Below are 21,955 nucleotides of genomic sequence, written 5' to 3' on the forward strand. Positions count from 1 at the left end.
CGAGGGATAGGCGTGTTATGGATTGGTATCCTGTTTACGCTGATAATGCTGGCGGACTGGTTTATGCAGAAAAATGAGGGGGTCAAGCTGAGAACCCGAATTACCGTACTACTCGTCTCAATCGGTTTTTTCTTGATCTCAGAGGTCGTGTTTAAACTGAAGGACCGGTGGAATCTCCCCGTCTTGTTCCGCTATTTAAGTGAGACGATGCTAGGCAGATTGTTTTGATACGGGACAATAGGAGGCGGAAAGCATGCTCAAAAACATTACATCCAATCAGATATTCACGCTTTACAGCTTACAACTCTTCACCACGGTCATCGCCTTTTACTCGGGGATGCTGATCGGGGGAAGCAAATACTCCACGCCGGTCGCCATCTTGCTGGGCGGCATGCTCGGCTTGCTGTTAGCCTATCCAGCATACAAGGTCGGCTCCTCCCGCCCTGACGAGTTCCTCGTGCAATATGGGAGCAAGCTGGTGGGCCGCCCCCTTCATATCTTTTTCATCCTCTACCTCCTGCTGACCCATCTCTTCCTCGCCGCTCTCGATTTAAGAGAGCTCACCGACTTTTTACTCTCGGAGTATTTGATCGGTACGCCGGGATGGGCCGTCGTAGCCATCTTCGGAGTTTGCGTCTCCTATGCCGTACGCTGCGGCATCTCGACGATATTCCGGACGGCGGAGGGCTTCTTTCTCCTCTTTGCGGTCGCCTTCTTCTTTATTCCGTTCATCGGGTTCCAGGAGATGGAGTTGGATATGTTCAACGCTTTGTTCACTCACTTATCGATGCAAGAAATGTGGCCCAGCATTTTTGAAACCATGGCTATTTTTGGGGAGATGGCCTTCTTGTTCCTTCTTTTCCCGTATTTAAAAGCGCCGAAAAGGGTCTATCGCACACTCTTTTGGGCCGCAGGCACTTCGCTTCTGTTCATCTTGTTGCATCTTATTCCGATTCTGCTGACCTTTGGGCCAAACCTGGGAGCCAATCTGATGTACCCTGACATGGAACTGGTACGATTCATTCGCGTCGGTTCGTTTATCGAAACGATGGATCCGATCTTAATCATCCTGTGGTTGACCAGCATCTTCGTGAAGATTTCGTTTATTGTTTTTACGGCGGTCATTTGCCTCGCCCAGCTGACCGGCGTTAAGGATCATAAGCCTTTCACCTTGCCGGTTGTCGCCTTTGTTTCCATATACGCCATATCCATTGCCAGAACCCCGCCGGAAATCTACCAATTTCTGTCCCGGGACTGTTCGCCGCTTTTGTATATCGCCGAATTTCTCATTCCGGCCATTTATTGGCTGATGGGAGCCATACGCACCAAGTCACCAAGGCCAAAAACAACGAAACCCGCCGAGAGAACCCCGGCGGGTTAAGGCTTATTTCGTCGACAACCAAGCCCGTTCCTGATTCCACCGCAAGGCGACCGGCGTTTCGAAGAAGTCGGACAACCCTGTCTCGTTTAGGACTTCGGCCGTTTTTCCTTGCGAATACACCTCGCCTCGCCGAAGCAGCAAGGTACGGCTGAATATCGGCAAGATTTCTTCGGTATGATGCGTCACATACAGCATATGCGGCGTGTCGGGGGCGGCAGCCAGTTGCGCGATGCTTTCCAACAGCCCTTCCCGGGAGATGAAATCCAGCCCGTTGGTCGCCTCGTCCAAAATGAGCAGCTTCGGGGAAGCCATCAACGCCCGGGCGATCAACAGCTTTTGCTGCTCGCCTTGGGAGCAGGTCTGGTAGGTGCGGCCATGCAGATGGCTGCAGCGCAGCTGGTTCATCAAGGTGGCGGCCCGGTCATAATCCTCAGAACTCGGCTTCTCGTAGAGTCCGATCGTTGCGAACTTGCCGCTCACGACGAGATCCTCGGCCTTCTGCTCCCCGTGCAGCCTGGACTGCATCGAAGAACTGACCCACCCGATCGTTTTGCGCAGCTCCCGCAAATCTACTTCGCCAAATCGGTTCCCCAGCACGCTGATCTCGCCGGACGTCGGCCAGAGATAGCCGCTAATCATGTTCAGCAGCGTCGTTTTGCCGGAACCGTTTAAGCCCAGCATCGCCCAATGCTCGCCCTCCCGGACCGACCAATCGATGCCGTTCAAAACCGCTTTTCCTTCTCGGAACCAAGTCACCTGGTTCATCTCAATGATGTTCATCACGATTACCTCCGAAAAAAGTAGGTTTGCAGTACTCTCAAGCTACCCCCGTCTCTACGGTTTGTCAAGCACGCCGGTGATGATTATGCGTGCCAATTCACTACCGATCAGCTAGAATACTAGTGAAAGGAAGTGAGGCATCATGCATCCAACTTGGACTTGGGCTGACGTGGAAGCCCTCCAACGCCTCGTCGAGCAGCACGACGGCATTGCTTTGAAGTTGAATTGGGATACGCTCCACGCCCGTAAGGAAGAAAGCGCGGCAGAACTGGTGGAGTTCCGCGAGGGTCAGTTGATTGCCTTCCTGGGGCTGTATCCGTTCGGCAACACACTGGAGGTTTGCGGCATGGTTCATCCGGATTATCGCAGACAAGGTCTATTCACCGCATTACTCCGTCGCGGACTCCATTCGGATACCGTGGTTTCGTATTCGACCATTTTGTTGAATGCTCCCGGCAACTCTGAAACAGCCAGGCAGTTTCTAGCGGGTTACCCTTGCCGTTTTGACTTCAGCGAATACCAGATGAATTATGACTTGGAGGCAGTTTCGGCGAACCTGCCGCCTGTTGCCGCCCCTGTCACACTCTGTCAAGCCAAGGAAGCAGATCGGCCGTTGCTTGCTCGCCTCGATCAAGAAGGGTTTGGCCTTACCGCAGAGGAAACCCGGCAGTTTTACGAAACTTTGACCGAACATGAAATCAGCCAGAATGTACTGATTATTCATGAGGGCGAAGCTGTCGGCAAAATCCGCGTTTCCCGGCGCGATCAAGAGGCTTGGATTTACGGTTTTGTTGTATCTGCTTCCCGCCGGGGACAAGGCATCGGCAGCTCCGCCCTGCGTCAGGTCGTAGATCGCGAAAAGGCCGGCGCTTACGACATTTGGCTTGAGGTGGCGCTAAATAACCCCCAAGCCATGAAACTGTATCAACAAGTCGGATTTCAAGTCCGCCGGTCTCAGGACTACTATGCTTATATGCGATAACGAGCGATATTACATAGAGTGTTCCAAGAAGGTAGCATGCGAATAGAAAAATAAGGTACAATAACTACCGAATCAATAGAACAATGGATATGCCCGAAGGGGCTGGCCGCATGAGGCGGCGGAAGGAAGGATCAACGCATGTACGTAGCAAACGATTGGCAGGATTATGAAATCATGGATACCGGAAACGGAGAAAAGCTGGAGCGCTGGGGCGACGTCATTTTGCGCCGCCCCGACCCGCAGATCATTTGGCCGATTGCCGATGAGGATCACAAGTGGCGCGAGGTGCACGGTCATTATCACCGCAGCTCCTCCGGCGGCGGACAGTGGGAAATGAAGAAGCAAATTCCCGACCGCTGGACGATTTCTTATGACCGGCTGAAATTTTACATTCACCCGACCAATTTTAAGCATACCGGATTGTTTCCGGAACAAGCGGCCAACTGGCGCTGGATGATGGACAAGATCGCCGGTGCTGGACGTCCGATCCAGGTGCTGAACCTGTTCGCTTATACCGGCGGCGCAACCGTGGCGGCGGCTTCAGCAGGCGCTTCCGTCGTCCACGTTGACGCCGCCAAAGGGATGGTCCAGTGGGCCAAAGAGAACCTGGCGCTCTCCGGGTTGGCCGATCGTCCCGTTCGCTTCATCACGGACGACGTGTTCAAATTCGTGCAGCGGGAGCAACGGCGCGGCAACCGCTACGACGCGATCATCATGGACCCACCGTCCTACGGGCGCGGCCCCGGCGGTGAGATGTGGAAGCTGGAGACCAGCCTCTACCCCTTTGTGGAGTCTTGTTTGTCCATTCTGTCGGACAAGCCGCTCTTCTTCCTGATCAACTCGTATACGACCGGCATTTCTCCGACCGTACTGAACAACATGCTTTCGATGACGGTCAAGAAGCAGTACGGCGGACGAATCTCCGCAGGCGAATTGGGACTGCCGATCACCCGCTCGGGGCTTCATCTCCCCTGCGGCATTCTCGGTCGCTGGGAGGAATAACCATGGACTCCGAAGCCAAGCGGACCTCGGGACAGCCGGCGATGGCGATCCTTTATGAGGATAATCACCTGCTCGGCATTGAGAAACCGGTGAACGTCCCGACTCAGGAGGATGCCAGCGGCGACCCCGATCTGCTGAATTTACTGAAGGCGGATATCAAGGAGCGGTATGGCAAGCCCGGCAACGTGTATCTCGGGCTAGTGCATCGACTGGACCGCCCTGTCGGCGGCGCAATGATCTTCGCCAAGACGTCGAAAGCCGCATCGCGGTTGGCCGAGACGGTACGCAGCCGCCGGTTCAGCAAAACGTATGTCGCCGTCGTGCACGGAACACCGCCGCAGCCGCAGGGCCGATTGACCGATACGCTGCTCAAGGATGAGCGCACCAACACGGTGTCGGTTGTCCCTGCCGGGACGCCGGGCGCTAAGGAGGCTCGGTTAGATTACCGAGTGCTTGGCAGCTCTGCAGCGGAGCGGTTGAGCCTCGTGCAGGTGGAGTTGCACACCGGCCGACCGCACCAGATCCGTGTGCAAATGAACCGGATCGGTTGTCCCTTGTATGGCGACCAGAAATATGGCGTGGCAAAGAACAAGCCGGGGCAACAAATTGCACTTTGGTCGCTGTATGTCGGTTTTCCACACCCTGTAACGAAGGAGCCTGTCGATTTGGTCTCCCTCCCGCCGCATGCATACCCTTGGGAACTATGGGAGGATGGAATGTATACTCAGCTAGCTGCCCTGCTGCAGGCCGGGGAGAACGGAATGGAAATATAAAAGGCGGGATGCCTAGGATGGATTCAATCACCCTAGCGTCCCGCCTTTATTGACACCATTTCTTATTTCGTTCCGGAGATTTTGCCCAGTAAAAAAACAAGCAATTGTTGATTATGGGTGGAGATGCGGTCCAATACGCCGCTTAAATAAGCGTTGCGGACAGCGATGCCTCGTTCTACTTCCGATTGTCCTTTATCAGTAATCGACACCCATACGTTGCGGCGGTCGTTTTCGTCCCGATCGCGGCGGATCAACTCGCCCCTCTCCATCCGGTCAAGCAGCATCGTCACTGCGGCCGGCGTTGTGGAGAGAAACGGGATCAAATCGGACGGCTTCAGATTGCCCTGCTGCTCCAGCAGCTCCAGAACGGTCAATTGCGACGTCGTCAGCGTTGGAGCCAGCTCCTCTTCCATGTGGGCCTGATAATCCTTCACGATGAGATCAAGCAATCTGGCAAATTCAGCGGTATGCAATCTTATCCCTCCTTGCCTTACATCACCTTTTAGATCATTCGCTGCTTCCTTGGCAAATTCCTGCTGGCTTTGCGCAATAATCCAATGGTTGATGGCCGGTAGGAGATTCCCGTGCATGTTTTAACGGACGGAATACCGCCAGCCGAACGAATCTTCACGTTCTCCGCGTTGAATTCCCGTCAGCGTATCGTAAAGTTTCGCGGACAACTCCCCGGTTTCGCCTCCGGCAATTTCGATATCATGATCATCCCATTTCATGCTGCCGATCGGAGAAATAACCGCTGCGGTGCCGGTGCCGAATGCTTCCTCAAGCCGACCATCCTGATGGGCTTCAAACAACTCTGTAACGGAGATCCGGCGTTCCTTCACCGGTACGCCCCATTCGCGAAGCAAACGGATCACCGAATCGCGCGTCACCCCGGCCAGAATGCTGCCATTGAGCTCAGGGGTAACAACCTCTCCGTCGATTTTAAAGAACACGTTCATGCTGCCAACTTCCTCGATATACCGTTTCTCGATTCCATCAAGCCAAAGCACCTGGGAGAAGCCAAGCGACTTGACGTCTTCCTGCGCCTTGATTCCTGCCGCATAATTCCCGGAGGTTTTCGCTTCCCCGGTCCCGCCGCGAACGGCCCGAACATAACGATCCTCTACATAAATGCGGACCGGGTGAATGCCTTCCGGGTAATAAGCCCCAACCGGAGATAAAATGACAATCAACCGGTACTCTTGGGCTGCCCGCACACCAAGCCCTGATTCGGTAGCGATGATAAAGGGACGGATGTACATAGAATTGCCTTCGCCTTCCGGCATCCACTCCTCCTCCAGCAAGAGAAGACGGCTGATGCCCTCAAGCACTTCCTCTGGATCGACCTGAGGAATGCCGATGCGGGCGCATGACTGGTTCAACCGGCGTAGATTCATGTCCGGACGGAATAACACAAGCTCTCCCTGCGGCGTCCGGTACGCCTTCATTCCTTCAAAGACTTCTTGCCCGTAATGGAACACCATCGCCGATGGATCCAGCGAAATCGGACCATACGGAACGATACGCGGATCATGCCATCCTTGGCCTGCCGAGTAATCCATGAGCAGCATATGATCGGTAAAATACTTCCCAAAGCCCAGACGATCGGCATCTGGTTTCACTTTCTTGGTACTTGTTAACGTGATGGGCCATTTTTCCATGGTTCATTTCCTCTTTTCCAATATCGGTTTTTACGAATCGTACGAATCATTAGATTCCCTGTCTTTCACTATACCGATTCCATGTTCATTGATCAATAACATAGTTTCGATTATAATCATTGACAATATCTATGAAAAGAAACGGAGGGATCCAGAATGGAGCATCGTCTGCTGGAATACTTCATTGCGGTCGGTGAGGATTTGCATTTCACCAAAGCCGCAGAACGACTGGGGATTACCCAGCCCACACTTAGCCACCAGATCCGCTTGCTGGAGCAGGAGCTCGGGACCGCATTGATCAGCCGCGTCGGCAAAAAAAACTATCTGACCCAAGCGGGTTCCATTCTCCTGGAGCATGCCCGCCGAGTCGTCTATGAAGTGGAGCAGGCGAAGCTGGAAATCGGGCAGATCAGCGGCGTCCAGCGGGGCCAGCTCCGCATTGGCTGCTCCGGCAATCACTTGCTGGAAAGCAAGCTGATCTCCTTCCATCGCCAACACCCCGGCATAGCGTTGACGGTGCTCGAGCTGGCCACCGAGGAAACGCGGGCAGGACTGCTTGCCAACCAGCTGGATCTTGGCGTCGTATTTCTGCCGCTTCAAGACGAGCAAATCATCAGCCGTCCGCTCTATGACGAGGAGCTGGTGTTGGCTGTCTCCGCCCTGCACGCGTACGCCGAGCTGCCAGAGGTCACGCTGGAGCAATTGGCCCGGCTGCCGCTTGTCCTGTTCCCGCCGAAGTTTTACGTTCGGCAGCTGCTCGATACGGCCTGCGCCGAACAAGGCATTGAGATCCGACCCGTTATGGAACTATCAACGATGGAATCGCAGGTGCAGATGGTCCTCCATCATGTCGGGGGTACCGTGCTACCTGCCTCCTATGCCCAGACGTTGACGGGTGCGAACCGCCGCAGTGAGATCACCGTGATCCCGCTGGCAGAACCAGTTCCGCGCAAGAACGTTGGATTGGTGTACCGCAGCAGTACGTTTATGGACCCCACGCTCCAGGCGTTTATCCGGCACCTGACAAATGATGACGCCCATCCATCCGCCTCTGCTTCTAAACTGTAATCCACTCGGGTGTAAAAAACTCCGGGCAAGCCTGTTGCGCTCCCCGGAGTTATATCACTTATTCTTTGACGAAAAGATCAACGACCTCATCGTTTTTGTCCACCGGCATCAGCGCTTTCCCGATCGATTTCCGATCGGCTAACGGAGCCTCCTCCGAGCTGAACGCGTGCATCTTCCCTTCCTTCGTGACCGCCTGCAAGAGCACCGGCTCTTTGCAGTGAATCCCGCCGATGAGACGGTTGCCGTTCGGCTTGACGCGTTTGCCTTCCTTAAACTCAAAGGTCTGTACGCCTTTTCCGCCTCGGCTTTGGAGCGGATAATCCAGCAGCAGGCTGCGTTTGCCGTAAGCCAGCTCCGACACAACGAGAACCTCGCCTTCTTCCCCTTCCACCCATAGTGCGGCGACAACCTCGTCGTCATCCTTCAAGTTAATCCCGCGTACCCCTGCGGATACGCGACCCATCGGGTTCACTTCGCTTTCAGCAAACCGGATCGCCATCCCCTGCTTCGTCAGCATCAGGATCTCTTGGTTGCTCCGGCTGACGGTAACGCTCAGCACCTCATCGCCGTCGCCGACTTTGCAAGCAGCGATCGCGCCGGAACGTTTCGTCTCATATTCTTTCAATTCCGTCCGCTTCACTTGACCGTGTTTCGTAACGAACACGAGACTCAGTTCCGGATTCTCATCGAAGCCCTTCACCGGAATAACGCTGATGATCCGGTCCTCCTTGGCAAGCGGGATCACGTTGACGATCGCCGTCCCGTTTTCCTTCCACTTGAACTCCGGAATCTGGTGCACCGGCAAGAGGAAGTACTGTCCCCGCTGCGTAAAGATCAGCAGATTCTGCAGCGTATCCAGCTCCAGCAGATGCTTGATGTAGTCGCCTTCCTTGACCCCGGAGCTGTCCCGCTCCCCGCCGGATCTAGTAAACGACAACATGCTCGTGCGTTTGATGTACCCTTCATGCGAGATCGTGACCAGCACATCCTCTTGGGCAACCAGAACCTCAAGATTCACTTTAAGCTCTTCAACCTCATCCTGGATGTGCGAGCGGCGATCGATTCCGTATTTATCGCGGATTTCGATCAGCTCTTTTTTGATCAAAGCAATCAGTTTCTTATCGCTTTCCAGTATGCCGCGCAGAACCGTGATTTTCTTCTGGATATCCTCCAGTTCTTTCTGCAGCGTCGTGATTTCAAGATTGGTCAACCGATACAGTTGCAACGTCAAGATAGCATCTGCCTGGCGTTCCGTGAACCCAAACATCCATTGCAGGTTGTTTTGCGCGTCCTGGCGGTTCTTGGAGGCTTTGATTGCCGCAATGACCTCATCCAAAATATTGAGCGCTTTGACAAGGCCCTCCAATACGTGTGCACGGTCCTCCAGCTTCTCCAGCTCATATTGCGTCCGATACGTGACAACCTCACGCTGGTGGGCAATGTAGGCTTCGAGCATCGCTTTGAGACCCAGAAGGCGCGGCGCTTTGTTGACGATCGCCACCATATTGAAGTTGTAAGTGACTTGAAGATCGGTTTTTTTCAGCAAATACGCCAAAATCCCCTGCGCATCCGCATCCTTCTTCAGCTCGACAACGATACGCAGCCCGTTCCGGCCGCTTTCGTCTCGGACTTCTGCGATCCCGTCCACTTTCTTCTCCAGACGGATATTTTCCATCGCCGTAACGAGCCGGGATTTCACCACCTGATAAGGAATTTCGGTGATGACGATCTGCTGCTTCCCGCCGCGAAGTGTCTCGATTTCCGTCTTCGAACGCAGATAAATGCGGCCTTTGCCCGACTGATAAGCTTCCTGAATGCCTTCCTCGCCCATGATGATACCGCCTGTCGGGAAATCCGGTCCTTTCACGAACAACCGAATTTCCTCTAGGGTCATTTCGGGTTTCTCCATCAAGGCGATACAAGCATCGATGACCTCACGCAGGTTATGCGGTGGTATTTCTGTAGCAAATCCGGCCGATATCCCGCTGGCTCCGTTGACCAACAAGTTCGGAAAACGTGCCGGCAGCACTACAGGCTCCTTCGCCGTGTTGTCGAAGTTGTCCTTGAACGGCACGGTACGTTTCTCAATGTCACGCAGCAGCTCCAGCGCGATCGCCGACAAGCGCGCTTCGGTATACCGCATCGCCGCCGCCGGGTCATCGTCCTGCGAACCCCAGTTGCCGTGGCCGTCGATCAGCGTATGGCCCATTTTCCATGGTTGCGCCATCCGCACCATGCCCTCGTAAATCGAAGAGTCCCCGTGCGGATGATAGTTCCCCATGACGTCTCCGACCGTTTTGGCCGACTTCCGGTACGGCTTGTCCGGCGTATTGCCGGAATCATACATCGCGTACAAAATCCGCCGTTGCACCGGCTTCAACCCGTCCCGTATATCGGGAATTGCCCGGTCCTGAATAATGTATTTGGAATAACGGCCAAAGCGGTCGCCTACAACCTCTTCCAGAAACGCCGGCAAAAAGTTTTCCAGCATGCTCACATCAATTCACCTTCTATTCCTCAAACTCCGTGAAATCCACGTTTTCCACGATCCAGCGCTTGCGCGGATCGACCTTATCCCCCATCAGCGTAGACACGCGGCGTTCCGCTTTGGCGGCGTCTTCGATCTGCACCTGCAGCATGGTCCGCGTTTCCGGGTTCATCGTCGTTTCCCATAACTGATCGGGGTTCATTTCCCCTAAACCTTTGTAGCGCTGCAACTCGAAATTCTTACCGAATTCCTTCAGGTAGTTTTGCAGCTGCTCGTCACTCCAGGCATACCTTACCGTCTCGAGTTTACCGGAACGACGCGTGATTTTATACAAAGGCGGCTGGGCGATATAAACCCGTCCCGCATCAATCAATGGCTTCATGTAACGGTAGAAGAACGTTAGCAGCAGCACCTGAATGTGCGCCCCGTCCGTATCGGCGTCAGTCATAATGATAATTTTGGAAAAATTGCTGTCCTCGACGGCGAATTCCGGCCCAATGCCGGCACCGATGGCCGAAATGATGGCCCGATACTCGTCGTTCTTCAGGATATCGGCGAGCTTCGCCTTCTCCGGATTCATTGGCTTACCCTTCAGCGGCAGAATCGCTTGAATCTTCGAATCACGCCCCTGCTTTGCCGACCCTCCGGCGGAATCGCCTTCCACGATAAACAGCTCGGTACGCGTATAATCCTTCGATTGCGCAGGCGTCAGCTTACCGCCTAGGTTTGAGCTTTCGCTCCGTTTCTTGCCCGAACGCATCTCGTCACGAGCCTTACGCGCAGCTTCACGCGCTTTAGAGGCTTGTACCGCCTTCTTAATCAACGTTTGGGCGACCTGCGGGTTCTCTTCCAGGAACACCGCCATCTTCTCGCCAACGACCGATTCCACGGCGCTGCGCGCGGACGCGCTCCCCAGCTGGTCCTTCGTTTGACCCACAAACTCGACCTCGGACATCTTGACGCTGATGACGGCCATCATCCCTTCGCGCAAATCGTTGCCTTCCAGGTTCTTCTCCTTCTCCTTGAGGATACCGTTCTTCCGGGCATATTCATTCATCACCCGGGTATACGCCGTTTTGAATCCGGTTTCATGCGTTCCCCCGCCCCGAGTAGGGATAGAGTTAACGAAGGAAACCAAGGTTTCGGTATAGCCTGCATTGTACTGCAGCGCGACCTCTACCTCGGTATCCTCCCGCTCTGCATAGAAATGGACGACGTCATGCAGTACGTCCTTCCCGTCATTGAGAAATTGAACGAACTGGCTGGCTCCGCCCTCGTAAAAAAACTCGTCGGAACGGTCGGACCGCTCGTCCTTCAAGGTCACCTTCAGGCCCGAATTCAGAAAAGCGATCTCCTGTAAACGTTCCGCGAGCGTATCATAATTTAATCCGATGCCACCGGAAAATACGCGAATATCCGGCTTAAACGTGACCTTCGTGCCGGTCTTGTTCGTATTGCCAAGAACCTCCAGCCCCGTAACCGGTTCGCCGACATGTTCAATACCTTGATCGTCAACCCAATATTCGAAGCGCATCCGGTGAATCTTACCGTCCCGGTAAATATGCACTTCCAGCCATTCCGACAAGGCGTTGGTGACCGAAGCCCCGACCCCATGAAGACCGCCGGATTTCTTGTAGCCTGCTCCCCCGAACTTGCCGCCGGCGTGCAGAATCGTGTACACGACCTGCGGTGTTGGAACACCGGTTTTGTGCATGCCGGTGGGAATCCCCCGGCCGTTATCGATTACGGTGACCGATCCGTCCTTATTCAGCGTAATGTCGATTTTGGAGCAGTACTTTGCCAGATGCTCGTCGACGGCATTATCAACGATCTCCCATACCAGATGATGAAGTCCCGACGAGCTCGTACTGCCAATATACATCCCTGGCCGTTTGCGTACCGCGACAAGCCCTTCGAGCACTTGAATGTCGTCCGCGTCGTATCCCGAAGACGAGCTTCCGGATCTTGTGCCGGGTACGTCCTCGAACAAATCGATTTGTTCGGCCATTCATGCTCCCCCTTTATTTCTTGTAGTAAACCTCTGTATGTAAACGAACAGATGTTTTGGTGCCTTTGTCCATTTTAATTCAAAATATCTTGTTTCGTAAAGACAAGGAATGAAACGACGAGCGAGCAAGCCCCCCAAACTGCCAGCACAACCAGCGAAAAACCTAGTGTCATCCCCTCGATCGGTGCCGGCGTACCCGCCAAATAATTCGTTAAACCGAGATTCACCATGAACAGGTATTTGGCACTCGTCCATGAAGAAGCCATGTTCGTCAGTATGTTTCCGGCGATCAGCGTCGCCATCATGATGACAATGCTTGCCGAGGTGCTGCGCACGAGCACAGACACCATAAACGCCAAAGCCGCCACCACCATGCTGACAAACCAAATCAGTCCCGCCTGCATGAAGATATACTGCCACTGGGGCACCGCATGTACACCTGAGATATCCACCTCGGCCCCTCTTAGCTGAAAACCGGTAAATACCGGCATATTCCATCCGCGGTAACCGAAAAACAGTCCTGAAATCAAATAACAAATCAAACAGGTTGATACGATAATTAAGGACACGAACATCAGCAAGGTTAACAGCTTGCTCAGCAGGATTTTCCACCGTCTTATCGGCCGAGTGAGCAGCATTTTAACCGTTCCGCCCGTCCGCTCCGAAGATACGATATCCGAGCCCACGCCCATAATTAACAACGGAATGAACAACGTGGCCGCGTTATCTAGGAACTCCCGGGTAAACGATACACCGCCCGGCTCTCTGGGATTCACGTCATGCTCCAAATAATATTTCATCTGCTGAATATAAATTTGGCGGTACTTCTTCCATTCTTCCGGTACCCGGTCGCTACCCAGCGAATTCTGGTTGTCGGTGATTGCCTGCTGGACCTCGCGGCGCCAGTCCGTCCCGAATTTTTCCCGTTTATCCTCGGCCTGCCGCAGTTGTGCGTAAGCAAACATTGGGACCAGCACAATCAGAACAAGCAAGATAACATAAAAGCGTTTCTTTTTGATCATCTTGATCGTTTCATTTTTTACTAAAGGAAAAATGTTATTCAATGCTTTCACCTTCCGTCATCTCGAGGAACAGCTGCTCCAGCGTCGGATTAACCTTCTGGACGGCTTTAACCTGAACCCCCTCCTGAATCAGCCGCCCCACTAGACCAGGGATGAATTCCGGCTGCATTTGAGTTACAATCGCTTGCCTCTGGATCCCGGCCATGATCGTATCGTCCAGCACGTTTCCGGCTTCGTTTACTACGCCGACCCCAGCTGTTGAACGAAGCAGCCGCTCGCCAAGCTCCCGGGGTTCCAATTCCCAAATCACAAAACTTCGATTCGCCTGAATCAATTCGTCAACTTTGCCGACAGCCAGCACGCGCCCCCGCCCGATAATCGCTACCCGGTCGCATAACAACTGTATTTCACTAAGCAAATGGCTCGATACAAATACGGCCATGCCCTCCTCCGCCAACCTGCGGATAAACCCGCGCATCTCCTTGATCCCCTTGGGATCGAGACCGTTCGTTGGTTCGTCCAGGATCAGCAGCTTCGGTCGTCCTAACAGCGCCTGGGCAATTCCCAGCCGCTGCCGCATGCCAAGCGAATAGGTTTTCACCTTATCGTCAATCCGGCCCGTTAGCCCCACCATACGCACGACTTCCTCGATCCGATTCGCATCGATGCCTGGAATCATTCGAGCGAAATGCTCGAGGTTTTCCCTTCCGGTCAAATAGCTGTAGACTTCGGGATTCTCCACGATCGATCCCACGAAGCGCAGCGCCAACTCCGGTTCTCGCTGCACATCATATCCACAAATGTCCACTTGGCCTGCGGTTGGCCGGATCAAGTCGACGAGCATGCGGATCGTTGTCGTTTTGCCGGCCCCATTGGGTCCGAGAAACCCGAAGATCTCCCCGGCATACACCTCGAAATTCACTTCATGCACGATCCATTTACGGCCGATTTTTTTCTTGAGCCCCTGTACCTTTAATACAGGTTGGTGCTGCTCGGCATTGATCGGCTGCCGCGTTCCCATCGCCGTCCACTCCTTCATTTTTACTCCAGAAAAAGTCCGCTATTCGCGCGCGATGCCCTGCGCCATCCGTTCAGCAATGGCTTGATAGCCATCCCCGTTGGGGTGGAAATGGTCGCTCGACAGATAACGGGACGAGTTTTGTGTAAACAAATCATAAGTCGGCACCACTAACGTGCCTTCATAATCGCCAAGCGCATTCATCGCCATCGCATTCCACCGCGCCACCGCATCGTTGCCGATTTCCCGCATCCCTTCCAGGTCGCTGAACGGATTATATAAAGAAACATAGACGAGCAATGCCTGCACGTTGATTTTCTTGATTTGAGCAACGACCTCCCCAAAATGCTTAGAGCTTTCGTCAATCGCCGCATCGATTTCCGCTTGGGTGGGTACATGCTCGCCAGCGGTTAACGTATCCGTGCCATTAAACAAATCGTTGCCTCCGATGGACAACAGGATGATTCCCGCATGCTGCAAGGCATACTTCACCCCTGGATCCTCCAGCATCGGCAAGAGTTCCTCCGTTGTTAACCCGTTAATCCCGAGGTTGTTGACCAGTTTGGAGGTTTCGCCTTCTTTATTCAATAAATCGACCGTCCGCCTTGCAAATCCACGGCCCGTATCGTCCCCGGTGCCTTTCGCCAAGGAATCCCCGATCGCCGTTACATCCCACGCGCCGGCCTTCACATTCTTTTCTGTATGGGTCGAAGATCCGCCCTGCAGTCTGGCTTCTGCCGATGGATTGGCAATATCCGACACCGCATAGATGAAGCCCGCTAGCAACAGTAAGGTCGACATGGCGGAGGAGATTCCTGCCCATCTCCAGATTCGGGACGTTCTGTTCATGCCACTTCCCCCTGTTCGGTCATAGTCCCTTAAGATCGCTTACTTCCATAAATTCACCAACTGATGTAAATAACATAAAACTTCTTCTGAAGAGATGCAAATTTTCACGGAAAAAGGACTAGCTTTTTGTAACTTACAGAGTTATAATAATCGATGTTCTAAAAAAACTTCACATTACGGGTTATTAGCTTAGCTGGTAGAGCAGCCGACTCTTAATCGGCAGGTCGCAGGTTCGACCCCTGCATAACCCATTTATAGCATCCTCCACTGCATTGGCAGCTTGGGGGATGTTATTTTTTGTCCGCTCACAGCGAAAAAAGCGCGAGAATCGAGGTTGTCGCCCCGTTCTCGCGCTTCTCGTCATGACCCAGTTAACAATGCCGCTTAGTTGGCACGAATGACTTTGACATCGGCTGGAATTACCTTGACGCCTTCGTACAACATAAACCGTCCATTTTGCCACTCGATTCGCAACAGCTTGCCATCGTCCGACTGGTATTGCCACACATGCTGCTCCCCGCCTTGCAGAAACGGCGTCTTGCCCACGACAGACACGTAACCTCCGTACTCTTCTTCCAAAAAGTACTCCGTACCGTCGAGCTCCATATGCGTCGGTACTTCCGTTGGATCGTCCAGCCTTCCGTCAATCGGCTGATATAACTGATATTGCAGCATCTCGCGTTCCTCAACCAGCAAATAGCTGATACGGCTGCCGTCCTGCAGCGTCAGCACGACCGCATTACGGCTGCGATTGCCTACCCGGCCGGTCACCTCGTAGGAAACGAGCGAGACCTCGCAGATGTCACCAGGAGCTAATGCAAGCATGCTCTTCTCCACGATCGGCGGTGCCGGTTTGGCAAATAGGTTACCGATTCTTTTCCATACGCTCATGTTCGGTCTAGCCTCACTTTAGGGTTCGATTCGACTATTTTTTATCCTCGTATTGCTTCATCAACTCGGCCAATTCCGCTTTCACTGCGGCGTCCTTGTTCAAGTTTTCGAATTCCTCGTCCAGAGACTTGCCCTTGGCGTTCAGCTCATTGCTCGCTTCAGCCTGGGCTTCCATCTGCAGCATTTTCTCTTCCATACGTTTCAGACCGCTTGACGCGGAATCCGCGTTAAAACCGGACATCGTCTTGTTGATTTCGTTCTGCGCTTTCGCCGCGTTGTAACGAGCTACCAGCGTTTCGCGTTTGTTCTTCATTTCCGTGAGCTGCTTGCGCATTTCCTCAAGCTTGCCCCGAAGATTGTCGGCTGCTGCTTTGTTCTGATCATAGCTGGTCTTGTATTCCGCCATTTTCGTTTCAGCCGCTTTCTTCTCTTCCAGGGCACGGCGAGCGAGATCCACGTTTTGAGCTTGGGCCGCATGGTGCGCCTGCTGTGTGCGACGCTCAACCAAAGCTTCTTGCTCTTCATACAGTCCCTTGAACTTCTTCTCAATGGCGATCTGAGCGGCAACCGCCTTCTCAGCGTCTTCAAGATCTTCTTGCATATCGCGGATATATTGGTCGGTCAACTTGATCGGATCTTCCGCTTTGTCGATCAAAGCATTGATATTAGACATCGTCAAATCGCGCAATCTCTTGAACATAGACATTTGTTAATTCCTCCCGATTGAATTATCAGATTATGCATATGTTTACGCTACAGAATTCAGGAGGTTTCATGAAAATATCTCGGATTAGGCGATCAGGCTTGAAAGATTGATCAAACGAGCCTTGGAGCCCGCCGGGTGAAATGTTCTTACGTTCGCTGTTGGTCTTTGCCATCGCCGTACGCACTCCGCCTCATGAGCTCTAGCGGACCGTAGAGGCGTTATTTGAACATTTCCCGGTTATTTCCCGGTTTAACGGACCCAGAAGCCGTTATTCGCCTCAAAATGAGGCTGCTGGAGCCAATTTGGAGGAAATAAGGTCTCCTCGGTCCGTTAGAATTCTTAGCCTTGTGCTTCTAGTCAAATAACGTCTCTCAGGTCCGTTAAAATTCAGCATGCCCGCCGATCGCGCTTCTCCACTAACTACAACATAGAGTCCAGCGAATTGTATTTAACAAATTCGCCGGCTCCTATCTCCCCCAAAGCTCGCGGATGAAGAACGGGCTACTTGCCAGCTCCAAAAGAAGCGAATAACGAACCTAAGGGAGTTTACGTCCGCATTGGGGAGCCGCTTGTCTTCCTTCTATCTCATCGTTGGACAAGCGGCGGACAAGAGCGGCCCGTGGTCGTTATTCGCTTCCGCTGATTCCGCTAACAACAACAAAGAGCCCGGCAACACGCCAGGCTCCTCTCTAATCTTCATCCTCGCACGAAAGCGCGAGCACTCATTTCCCGATAAACTCCTGCACCCAATACCCATTATAATACCCGACGCCGATCAGTTTGTATTTTGAATTCAGAATATTTGCCTTGTGGCCGGGGCTGTCCATCCAGTCCTTGACTACTTCCTCGGCGGAACGTTGGCCTTTGCCGATATTCTCGCCTGCATACAGATACGTAATATTGGACGAATCCATCATATCGAAGGGAGAGCCGTAATTCGGTGACGTATGGCTGAAATATCCGGTTTTGAACATATCGATCGCTTTGGTTTTGGCCATTTTCGTTAAGTTGGTATGGACCATGAGCGGCTTCAGTCCCGCGTTCTTGCGTTCCTTATTCACCAGTGCGACCACCTTGGACGCGTTTTGGGTCTGGATTTGCGCATAGACCGCCGCGAGTGATTTCGTTTTGCCACCAGCCGCGGCTGCCGCATGTGCGGTGTCCGTGCCGATTCCGCCGCCCAGCGTTGTCGTCATTACCAAAGCCAAGGCTGTAACCCACAGCCCGGCCAAACCGATTTGGTTGCTCCACTTCTTCATGATGGTTAGCTCCTCCTAGCCGTTTTCCCCGTTTTGCCGTTTCTTGTCACATTTTAACATATTTTAATGCCCTCTGCTTGCTTAAAAAATGGAAAAAGAGCGACTCATTAGCCGCTCTAATCCCGTGCCAAACCTTATCTTATTTCTTGTTAGCGTATTTGCGCATATCGAACGCTACCGCAGCAACGATAATCGCACCTTTGATGATTTGTTGCCAGTAAGGGCCAACACCTACGAAGGTCAAGCCGTAGTTGATAACCGTAAAGATCAGCACGCCGGCCATGATGCCCGGAACGGTACCGATACCCCCTGTAGTGGAAACGCCGCCTACGACGCAAGCTGCGATCGCGTCAAGCTCATACATGTTACCATAGTTGTTGGTTGCACCGCCGGTTCTGGCGGCCTCCATCACACCTGCCAAGCCATACAAAGCGCCTGCGATGGAATAAATGAGGATCAGGTTTTTGGAAACGTTGATACCGGACACTTTAGCGGCTTGCTCATTGCCGCCAATCGCGTACATGTTTTTACCGAGACGTGTTTTGTTAAACATCACCCAAACAATGGCACAGACCACAATGGCAATAATAACGATGTAAGGGATGGAGAAATCTCCTTTACCAATACTTCCCGAGCCCAGCAGATTCGTAAAGTCGCTGCGCAGACCGCCGATAGGCTGGGATTGGTTAGGATCGGTATCGAAGTACAGCGAGTTGATTCCGTAAATGGCAACCATGGTACCCAAAGTAGCGATAAACGGCGGAACCTTAAATTTGGCAACGATAACCCCGTTAATCAGACCAAAGAGCAAGCCCACGGCAATGGCGATTAGAACCGGAACAAACATCGGAAGCTCCGGCAAATTAGGGAAGAAACGACGCGCATAATCTACTTCTTGCAGCATGGAAGCGGACACCACCGCCGTTAGACCAACCATCCGACCCGCGGACAAGTCGGTACCGCCGGTGATGAGAATAAAGGCCACGCCTAGGGCGATGATCACCCGTGTCGACGACTGGATCAAAATATCGCGAAGCGTATTCAATCCGATAAAGCTAGGCTCATATACAGCGATGCCGATTAACAGCACAGCCAAAACGATATAAATGGCATTTTCACTAACAAAACTTTGTAATTTCTTTGTATTCATGATTTTCTCCTCCTTCTCTAACCTTAGTGCTGGGCAGCCAAACGCATAATTTCTTCTTCCGTAGCCTTGTCTCCATCCACAATCCCTGTAAGACGGCCTTCGGACATTACCATAACACGGTCGGACATCCCAAGCAGTTCAGGCATCTCGGATGAAATCATGATGATGCTTTTGCCTTGTTGTGCCAAATCCGCAATAATGGAGTAAATCTCGTATTTTGCCCCAACGTCGATCCCGCGCGTCGGTTCGTCCAAGAGCAGAATATCCGGCTCAGTCAAAAGCCAGCGAGCAAGCAGTACCTTTTGCTGATTCCCGCCCGAAAGGTTCATGATCAGCGTTTTCGGGGACGGCGTTTTGGTCCGCAGCTTCTCAACCATTTGGTTGACCTCGGCTTTTTTCTTGCGATCATTCAAGAGCCCAATCGACGTCACGTAACGGGACATATTCGCGATCGCCCCATTCTCGTGCACGGACAATACCGGGAAAATACCGGTCGTGCGGCGTTCCTCCGTCAGCAGAGCTAACCCATGCTTCTTCGCTTCGCCGGCACTGCGAATCTTGACCTCTTTGCCCCCGATCGAGATCGTCCCCGACTGGATTTCCCGGAGGCCAAACAGCGCTTCGATCAATTCCGTACGCTGTGCCCCGACCAGGCCGCCCACGCCAAGGATCTCCCCTTTACGCAGCTCAAACGATACATCTTTAAACGATTTCGGGTTACTGGACGTCAATTTATCCACCTTCAAAATGACGCCGTTCGGCACATTGTGCCGGTCCGGAAACCGCTGTGTTAAATCGCGGCCGACCATTTTAGAGATAATGAGGTCCGTGGTCATTTCCGCCGCAGGCCAAGTGCCAATCTTCTTGCCGTCGCGCATGATGGTGACATCGTCGGAGATCCGCAGAATTTCCTCCATTTTGTGCGAGATATAAATAATCGACACGCCGCGTTTCTTCAAATCATTGATGATCCGGAACAGATGCTCGACCTCTACGCTCGTCAATGAGGAGGTTGGTTCGTCCATGACGATAATCTGCGAGTTGAAGGATACTGCTTTGGCAATCTCGATCGACTGGATCTTCGAAACGGACAGCTTGCCCACAATCGTTTCCGGGTTTAAATCGATATCTAACTGTTTAAACAGCTCTTCCGTGTCCTTGTACATCTTCTTATGGTCAACGAAGCGGAGAGGACCCCAACCTTGCATAGGGAAACGTCCGAGCCATATATTTTCCATAACATTGCGGAAAGGCACCGGATGCAGCTCCTGGTGAATCATCGAAACCCCGAGCTTCAGCGCATCGCTGGAATTGTTAATTTCCGCTTTCTGACCATTCAGCACAATTTCGCCATCGTCCGGCTTATAAATCCCGAACAGGCATTTCATCAGCGTAGATTTACCTGCTCCGTTCTCGCCCATGAGCGCATGAACGGTACCGGGTCTGACCTGCAGCGTTACGCCATCCAGCGCTTTAACGCCGGGAAATTCCTTGGTGATCCCCTTCATTTCAAGCATAAATTCAGACATTATTTTTCGCCCCCTGATCATTTCTTTCGCTTTAGAGGCACAGCATGGTTTCCTCCGGTTCCTATCCCTACGAAAAAACCGGGAGGTCCGTACCCTTCGGCATCGAACCTCCCATTTTGTCCTTGCGAATGTTGAGAAGTCCTGCTGATTACCTGCTTGCCGTGCTCTTATTTAAATTCAGCAGCGTTTTCCTTCGTTACTTTTTGGTAAGGAATCCAAACATATTGATTGTCAGTAATGTCGAACCCAATGCTGTCTTTGCTGATCGCTTCGCCTTTAGCCAACAAGGAAGCCAGAGTAACCGCCGCTTTACCTTGGTTTTCAGCGTCATTCAATACCGTACCCAGCATTGTGCCTTGTTCCAGCGCTTGAAGGGCTGGTGCCGTAGCGTCAACGCCTACTACTGGCATGTATTTGTCGCCTGTGAAGTATCCAGCCGCTTTCAATGCTTCAATTGCGCCTAGAGCCATGTCATCATTGTTTGCAAGCACGGCTTCGATTTTGTCGCCGTTTGCAGCCAGGAAGGCCGCCATTTTCTCTTGACCTTTTACGCGATCCCACATCGCTGTGTCTTCAGCTACTTTTTCGACTTTGATGCCAGCTTCTTCAATCGCTTGGATCGAATATTGCGTACGCAGCTCAGCATCTTGGTGTCCTGGTTCGCCTTTCAGCATCACGTATTGCAATACGCCGTCGCCGTTCTTGTCCGCTTCTGGATTTGCTTTCCAGTAGTCAACTACGATTTGTCCGGACAGTGTACCGGATTCTTCGGCTTTCGCACCAACGTAGTATACTTTATCCCATTTCTTCATATCTTCCGGCAGCGGTTCGCGGTTCAGGAACACAACCGGTGTTTCTTTGGCTTGCGCTTTGTCGATAATGACGCCTGCTGCCGTCCGGTCAACCGGGTTCACGATCAGCGCGTTGGTTTTCTTCGTCAAGAACAAGTCGATTTTATCGTTTTGGGTCGGTTGGGAGTTTTGGCTGTCTACGACGTCAACCTTAGCGATCCCGTCCGCATTCTTCTCGATCGAGTTCCGTACGCCCGTCATGAACGTATCGTCGAATTTGTAAATGGCCACGCCTACACTAGGAGTAGATCCGCCATTTCCTCCACTGCTCTCTTTGTCGCCGCTGTTGGAGCAACCTACCACTGTCGCTCCGAGCATGGCCGCGGCCAGCATGACTGTTGTCAACTTCTTCATATCTTTGACCTCCTGAATAATGTTTTTCTATGAGTTATCCTCTTGGATACGTTTTCATTATGCATGGTTTTCGACAGAATGCGAATCCAAAATTCTAAGGTGTTTCTATCAAAATTCTGATGATGTCCAATTGAGAATTTATCGTTAGTTTCTCCGACACGTTAGCAAAACGGCAAAACAGCA

At 52.6% G+C, this 21,955-nt stretch carries 20 protein-coding genes and 1 tRNA gene; 7 read left to right on the top strand and 14 right to left on the bottom strand.

All coding sequences use genetic code 11. From position 1 onward, the window contains the following. Positions 1-12 precede the first annotated feature (12 nt). Both M0651_RS07190 and M0651_RS07195 read left to right on the top strand, forming a co-directional pair. The gene (locus tag M0651_RS07190; RefSeq protein WP_248551163.1) at positions 13-228 is read left to right on the top strand and encodes a hypothetical protein; all 216 of its coding nucleotides are present in this window, start codon (positions 13-15) and stop codon (positions 226-228) included. A 25-nt stretch (positions 229-253) separates the two neighbouring features. Beyond that, a complete protein-coding gene (locus M0651_RS07195) occupies positions 254-1,381 on the top strand; it encodes a GerAB/ArcD/ProY family transporter (RefSeq protein ID WP_248551164.1) in 1,128 nt (375 codons plus the stop codon). A 3-nt stretch (positions 1,382-1,384) separates the two neighbouring features. Here M0651_RS07195 and M0651_RS07200 read toward each other — a convergent pair whose 3' ends face one another. Beyond that, entirely contained in the window at positions 1,385-2,161 is a 777-nt protein-coding gene (locus M0651_RS07200) for an ABC transporter ATP-binding protein (RefSeq protein ID WP_248551165.1), read from the bottom strand. A 142-nt stretch (positions 2,162-2,303) separates the two neighbouring features. Here M0651_RS07200 and M0651_RS07205 point away from each other — a divergent pair, with 142 nt between their 5' ends. The 3 genes from M0651_RS07205 (at position 2,304) to M0651_RS07215 (ending at position 4,918) form a co-directional block, all read left to right on the top strand. Then, a complete protein-coding gene (locus tag M0651_RS07205; RefSeq protein ID WP_248551166.1) occupies positions 2,304-3,143 on the top strand; it encodes a GNAT family N-acetyltransferase in 840 nt (279 codons plus the stop codon). A 138-nt stretch (positions 3,144-3,281) separates the two neighbouring features. Further along, a complete protein-coding gene (locus M0651_RS07210) occupies positions 3,282-4,145 on the top strand; it encodes a class I SAM-dependent methyltransferase (RefSeq protein WP_248551167.1) in 864 nt (287 codons plus the stop codon). 2 nt (positions 4,146-4,147) lie between these two features. Further along, on the top strand, positions 4,148-4,918 hold the full coding sequence (locus M0651_RS07215; RefSeq protein WP_248551168.1) for an RluA family pseudouridine synthase: 771 nt from the start codon (positions 4,148-4,150) through the stop codon (positions 4,916-4,918). A 62-nt stretch (positions 4,919-4,980) separates the two neighbouring features. Here the strand turns inward: M0651_RS07215 and M0651_RS07220 are convergent, their stop codons facing one another. Beyond that, positions 4,981-5,391 carry a MarR family transcriptional regulator gene (locus M0651_RS07220; protein WP_248551169.1) on the bottom strand — a complete coding sequence of 137 codons (411 nt, stop codon included), beginning with the start codon at positions 5,389-5,391 and terminating at the stop codon, positions 4,981-4,983. Positions 5,392-5,511: 120 nt separating this feature from the next. Beyond that, a complete protein-coding gene (locus M0651_RS07225; protein ID WP_248551170.1) occupies positions 5,512-6,579 on the bottom strand; it encodes a branched-chain amino acid aminotransferase in 1,068 nt (355 codons plus the stop codon). Between the two features lie 156 nt (positions 6,580-6,735). On the opposite strand from M0651_RS07225, the gene M0651_RS07230 reads away from it, so the two are divergent. Continuing rightward, positions 6,736-7,647, top strand: coding sequence for a LysR family transcriptional regulator (locus M0651_RS07230; RefSeq protein WP_248551171.1), 912 nt, complete (start codon positions 6,736-6,738; stop codon positions 7,645-7,647). Between the two features lie 58 nt (positions 7,648-7,705). Here M0651_RS07230 and gyrA read toward each other — a convergent pair whose 3' ends face one another. The 5 genes from gyrA to M0651_RS07255 all read right to left on the bottom strand — a co-directional run bounded on the left by gyrA (position 7,706) and on the right by M0651_RS07255 (position 15,032). Then, complete coding sequence (gene gyrA / locus M0651_RS07235) at positions 7,706-10,144, bottom strand: DNA gyrase subunit A (protein ID WP_248551172.1); 2,439 nt, start codon at positions 10,142-10,144, stop codon at positions 7,706-7,708. Between the two features lie 13 nt (positions 10,145-10,157). After that, positions 10,158-12,143: a DNA topoisomerase IV subunit B gene (parE, locus tag M0651_RS07240; protein ID WP_248551173.1), complete on the bottom strand. Its 1,986-nt coding sequence runs from the start codon at positions 12,141-12,143 to the stop codon at positions 10,158-10,160. 74 nt (positions 12,144-12,217) lie between these two features. Continuing rightward, the gene (locus M0651_RS07245) at positions 12,218-13,207 is read right to left on the bottom strand and encodes an ABC transporter permease (RefSeq protein ID WP_248551174.1); all 990 of its coding nucleotides are present in this window, start codon (positions 13,205-13,207) and stop codon (positions 12,218-12,220) included. After that, positions 13,200-14,186, bottom strand: a complete 987-nt coding sequence (locus M0651_RS07250) for an ABC transporter ATP-binding protein (RefSeq protein ID WP_248551175.1) — start codon at positions 14,184-14,186, stop codon at positions 13,200-13,202. The genes M0651_RS07245 and M0651_RS07250 overlap by 8 nt, the downstream gene beginning before the upstream one ends. A gap of 39 nt (positions 14,187-14,225) precedes the next feature. After that, entirely contained in the window at positions 14,226-15,032 is an 807-nt protein-coding gene (locus tag M0651_RS07255) for a GDSL-type esterase/lipase family protein (protein WP_248551176.1), read from the bottom strand. Positions 15,033-15,210: 178 nt separating this feature from the next. Between M0651_RS07255 and M0651_RS07260 the strand changes: the two genes are divergently transcribed. Then, a tRNA-Lys gene (locus M0651_RS07260) sits at positions 15,211-15,283 on the top strand. Positions 15,284-15,416: 133 nt separating this feature from the next. Here M0651_RS07260 and M0651_RS07265 read toward each other — a convergent pair. The 6 genes from M0651_RS07265 to M0651_RS07290 form a co-directional block, all read right to left on the bottom strand. Further along, entirely contained in the window at positions 15,417-15,923 is a 507-nt protein-coding gene (locus tag M0651_RS07265) for a DUF4178 domain-containing protein (RefSeq protein ID WP_248551177.1), read from the bottom strand. 34 nt (positions 15,924-15,957) lie between these two features. After that, a complete protein-coding gene (locus tag M0651_RS07270) occupies positions 15,958-16,629 on the bottom strand; it encodes a PspA/IM30 family protein (RefSeq protein WP_248551178.1) in 672 nt (223 codons plus the stop codon). 722 nt (positions 16,630-17,351) lie between these two features. Next, entirely contained in the window at positions 17,352-17,888 is a 537-nt protein-coding gene (locus M0651_RS07275) for a CAP domain-containing protein (RefSeq protein ID WP_308195475.1), read from the bottom strand. 139 nt (positions 17,889-18,027) lie between these two features. Next, the gene (gene mglC, locus M0651_RS07280; protein ID WP_248551179.1) at positions 18,028-19,038 is read right to left on the bottom strand and encodes a galactose/methyl galactoside ABC transporter permease MglC; all 1,011 of its coding nucleotides are present in this window, start codon (positions 19,036-19,038) and stop codon (positions 18,028-18,030) included. Positions 19,039-19,061: 23 nt separating this feature from the next. Beyond that, positions 19,062-20,567 carry a sugar ABC transporter ATP-binding protein gene (locus M0651_RS07285; RefSeq protein ID WP_248551180.1) on the bottom strand — a complete coding sequence of 502 codons (1,506 nt, stop codon included), beginning with the start codon at positions 20,565-20,567 and terminating at the stop codon, positions 19,062-19,064. A gap of 167 nt (positions 20,568-20,734) precedes the next feature. Continuing rightward, on the bottom strand, positions 20,735-21,772 hold the full coding sequence (locus M0651_RS07290; RefSeq protein WP_248551181.1) for a galactose ABC transporter substrate-binding protein: 1,038 nt from the start codon (positions 21,770-21,772) through the stop codon (positions 20,735-20,737). Positions 21,773-21,955: the final 183 nt, after the last annotated feature.

Origin of the sequence: Paenibacillus mellifer (assembly GCF_023195895.1) — a bacterium.
Classification (GTDB): Bacteria; Bacillota; Bacilli; order Paenibacillales; family Paenibacillaceae; genus Fontibacillus; species Fontibacillus mellifer.